General features: G+C 70.5%; 5 protein-coding genes. All 5 read left to right on the top strand.

Translation table 11 applies throughout. The annotated features are described in order from the left end of the window. Positions 1–949, top strand: a 949-nt coding sequence (locus tag B2K11_RS20260) for an ABC transporter permease (protein ID WP_204260214.1), incomplete at its 5' end; no start/stop codon positions are given. Positions 950–960: 11 nt separating this feature from the next. Next, positions 961–1,752, top strand: a complete 792-nt coding sequence (locus B2K11_RS20255) for an ABC transporter ATP-binding protein (RefSeq protein ID WP_163620898.1) — start codon at positions 961–963, stop codon at positions 1,750–1,752. A 45-nt stretch (positions 1,753–1,797) separates the two neighbouring features. Beyond that, a complete protein-coding gene (gene uraD, locus B2K11_RS20250) occupies positions 1,798–2,298 on the top strand; it encodes a 2-oxo-4-hydroxy-4-carboxy-5-ureidoimidazoline decarboxylase (RefSeq protein WP_163620897.1) in 501 nt (166 codons plus the stop codon). A 4-nt stretch (positions 2,299–2,302) separates the two neighbouring features. After that, positions 2,303–2,641: a hydroxyisourate hydrolase gene (uraH, locus tag B2K11_RS20245; RefSeq protein WP_163620896.1), complete on the top strand. Its 339-nt coding sequence runs from the start codon at positions 2,303–2,305 to the stop codon at positions 2,639–2,641. A gap of 2 nt (positions 2,642–2,643) precedes the next feature. Beyond that, entirely contained in the window at positions 2,644–3,555 is a 912-nt protein-coding gene (gene pucL / locus B2K11_RS20240) for a factor-independent urate hydroxylase (RefSeq protein ID WP_163620895.1), read from the top strand. Positions 3,556–3,643: the final 88 nt, after the last annotated feature.

Below are 3,643 nucleotides of genomic sequence, written 5' to 3'. Positions count from 1 at the left end.
CCGCTTCACCACTCGCACCGCAGCGCCACCGCCGCATCCGGCATCCGTTCGAAAGGAGGTCATCGTGACCCAGGCCACCGTGACCGACCTCGCTCCCGATCCTTCGCCCGCGCCCCTGCGCCGCCGGCCCCGCCCCCTCGCCCGCGGTTCTGCGCTGAATCGCGTGCTGCTCGGCGGCATCGTGCCGATCCTGTTCCTCATCGTCTGGCAGGTCGGCCGCGAGCAGGCATGGGAGATCCCCATCGTCGGCATCCGCATGGGGTACCTGCCCTCTCCCGCCGACGTCGTCGCATCGCTCTGGGACTACGCCTTCGGCGGCATCCATGACGATGCGTTCTCGGGCGACCTGTGGATCAACCTGGGCACGTCCTCGCTGCGCGTGCTCGTCGGCTTCACCATCGCGTCGGCGATCGCCGTGCCCCTGGGCATCCTGATGGGCCGCTACTACACGATGGACGCGCTCTTCGATCCGTTCATCAACCTCTTCCGCCCCATTCCCGCGACCGCCTGGGTGCCCCTCGTCGGCCTCCTGATCGGCTGGGGCGACCAGGCCACGATCTTCCTCATCTCGCTGTCGGCGTTCTTCCCCATCGTCCTGGGCGCGATCAGCGGCTCGAAAGAGGTCCCGCCGCGTCTCATCGAAGCCGGACGGATGCTGGGCGCCCGGCGCTGGGAGGTGCTGGCCCAGGTCGTCGTCCCCGCCTCCGCACCGGCCGTCGTCAACGGCATGCGCGTGGGTCTCGGGATCGCCTGGGTCGTGCTCGTGCTCGGCGAGGGGGTCGGGGTGAGTGTCGGCCTCGGGGCCAACATCATCCTCGCCCGCGACGTGGTGCGCACCGACATGGTCGTCGTCGGCATGATGGTGGTCGGTGTCGCCGGCTTCCTCTCCGACCGCATCCTGATGGGCGCCTTCCGGCTGTTCACCCGCGGCCGCCCGCTGATCAAGTGACAGGACCCGCCATGAGCGACATCACCACCAACGCCCACGTCGACATTGCCGGGCTCTCCAAGCGCTACGGCCCGGAGGGCGCGGGGGTGCAGGCGGTCGCCGACGTCGACCTGCACATCGCCTCCGGCGAGTTCGTCGCGATCGTCGGCGCCTCCGGGTGCGGCAAGAGCACCGTGCTGCGCATCCTCGCCGGCTTCGAGCCCGCCACCGGCGGCACCGTGACCGTCGGCGGCGCACCGATCACCGCCCCGGGGCCTGAACGAGGTGTCGTGTTCCAGGACTATGGGCTGTTCCCGTGGCTCACCGTCCACGAGAACGTCGCCTACGGTCCCCGCCGGCGCCGCGTCCCCCGCGCACTGGTAAGGGAGCTCACCGAGCGCTTCATCCGCACCGTCGGCCTCACCCGCTTCGCCGACAAGTACCCGGGCCAGCTCTCCGGCGGCATGCAGCAGCGCGTCGCGATCGCCCGCGTGCTCGCGAACGAACCCACCGTGCTGCTGATGGACGAGCCGTTCGGCGCACTCGACGCGCTCACCCGGTCGGACCTGCAGGCCGAGCTCAAGCGCATCCACATCGAGACGAGGACGACCGTGGTCTTCGTCACCCACTCGATCGAGGAGGCCGTCTTCCTCGCCGACCGCGTCGTCGTGATGACCGGCGGCGCCTCGCACGGAGTGCCCGGGCACATCAGCCGCGTCGTCACCATCGACCTGCCCGGGGAGCGCGACATCACAAGCCCGGACTTCAACGAGTACAAGCGCGAGATCTCCGACCTCGTCCACGCGGTGGCCGGCCATGTGTGAGTGGGCCGCCCGCACGGCAGGGGCGTCGCTGGCGGGAGGGCCGCGATGAACATCGACGACTTCAACGCGCTCGACGCCGACTCGGCCCGGGCCGAAGCCACGGTGTGGGCGGCGATCCCGTCCTGGGTGGACGCCGTCGTCGGCGGCCGGCCGTACCGCGACGTCGACGATCTGGCGGCTGCCGCAGCATCCGCCGCCCGCGACTGGACGCGCGCGGATCTCGATGCCGCGCTCGCACATCACCCCCGGATCGGCGCCCGCGTGACCGGCGAGGATGCGGAGGCCGCGGCATCCCGTCGCGAACAGGCCTCGATGACGGATGCCGCCGACGACGTCGCCGCCCGGATCGCCGCCGGCAACGGGGCGTACGAGGCGCGGTTCGGTCGCGTGTTCCTGATCCGCGCCGCGGGCCGCTCCCCCGAGGAGATGCTCGCGGAGCTCGAGCGCCGGCTCGCGAACGACGACGAGACGGAGGCTCGCGAAGCCGCGGGCCAACTCGCAGAGATCGCGGTGCTGCGCCTGCGGGCGGCCGTGGCGCAAGGATGAACGCATGAGCAGCCACCTGACCACCCATGTCCTCGACGCGGCGAGCGGGACCCCCGCCGAGAACGTCGTCGTGTCCCTCGCGCGGCACCTGCCCGGCGGCGGCACCACCGGCGTCGCCCAGGGATTCACCGATGCCGACGGACGTGCGGCCCTCGGCCCCGAGCGGCTCGAGCCCGGCATGTACGCGCTCACCTTCGGCACCGGGGCGTGGTTCGCCGACCGCGGCATCCCGTCGTTCTATCCGCTCGTCACCGTGACCTTCACCGTCGAAGACACCGACCGGCACTACCACCTGCCGCTGTTGCTCAGCCCGTTCGCATACTCGACCTACAGAGGGAGCTAGTCATGGTCTCGGTGAGCCTCGGCGCCAACAAGTACGGCAAGGCGGAGAACCGCCTCGTGCGGATCTACCGCGACACGCCGCGTCACGAGATCGTCGACCTCAGCGTCACGTCACAGCTGCGGGGAGCGGCCCTCGCCGGCTCGTTCCTCGAGGGCGATAACGCGATGATCGTCGCCACCGACACGCAGAAGAACACCGCGTTCGCCTTCGCGAAGGAGCACGGCATCCCCTCTCCCGAGGAGTACCTGCTGAAGCTCGGCGACCACTTCGTGTCGGCGTTCGACTGGATCGAGGGCGGCCTCTGGCAGGCCGAGCAGTACGAGTGGGAGCGCATCCTCGTCGACGGCGTGCCGCACGACCACTCGTTCGTGCGCAGGGGCCAGGGCACCCGGCTCGCGACCGTGCAGAAGATCGACGGCGCGACGCACGTCACGGGCGGCGTGAAGGACCTCACCGTGCTGAAGTCGACCGGGTCGGAGTTCTCGGGGTTCCCGCGCGACCGGTACACGACCCTGCCCGAGGCGACCGACCGCATCATGGCGACCTCGGTCACGGGGCGGTGGCGCTTCCTGCCCGACGCCGTCGCCGCCGGCATCGACTACAACGGCCTGTACGCCGAGGTGCTGAGCGTGCTGCTGTCGACCTTCGCGTCCGTGCACTCGCTCGCGCTGCAGCAGACCCTGTTCGAGATGGGCAAGGCCGCGATCGAGGCACGGCCCGAGATCGCCGAGGTGCGCTTCGCGATGCCGAACAAGCACCACTTCGCCTACGACCTGACGCCGTTCGGGCTCGAGAACCCGAACGAGGTCTTCTACGCCGCCGACCGCCCGTACGGCCTCATCGAGGGCACCGTCGTCCGGGATGGCGTGGATGCTGCGCCCGGCGCGTGGCTGGATCTGCCGGGCTTCGTCTGAGCCGTCGAGGCTCGTCGGCTCGTTGCGTTTCGTCTCGGTCGCTGGCGCTCCCGCTCAGCGACCGGGCGGCGGTGTTCCGGTCGTCGAG

Origin of the sequence: Microbacterium sp. B35-30 (assembly GCF_010634855.1) — a bacterium.
Lineage (GTDB): Bacteria > Actinomycetota > Actinomycetes > Actinomycetales > Microbacteriaceae > Microbacterium.
The sequence above is the reverse complement of the archived record's forward strand: the minus strand, read 5'-3'. Positions and strand labels throughout refer to the sequence as shown.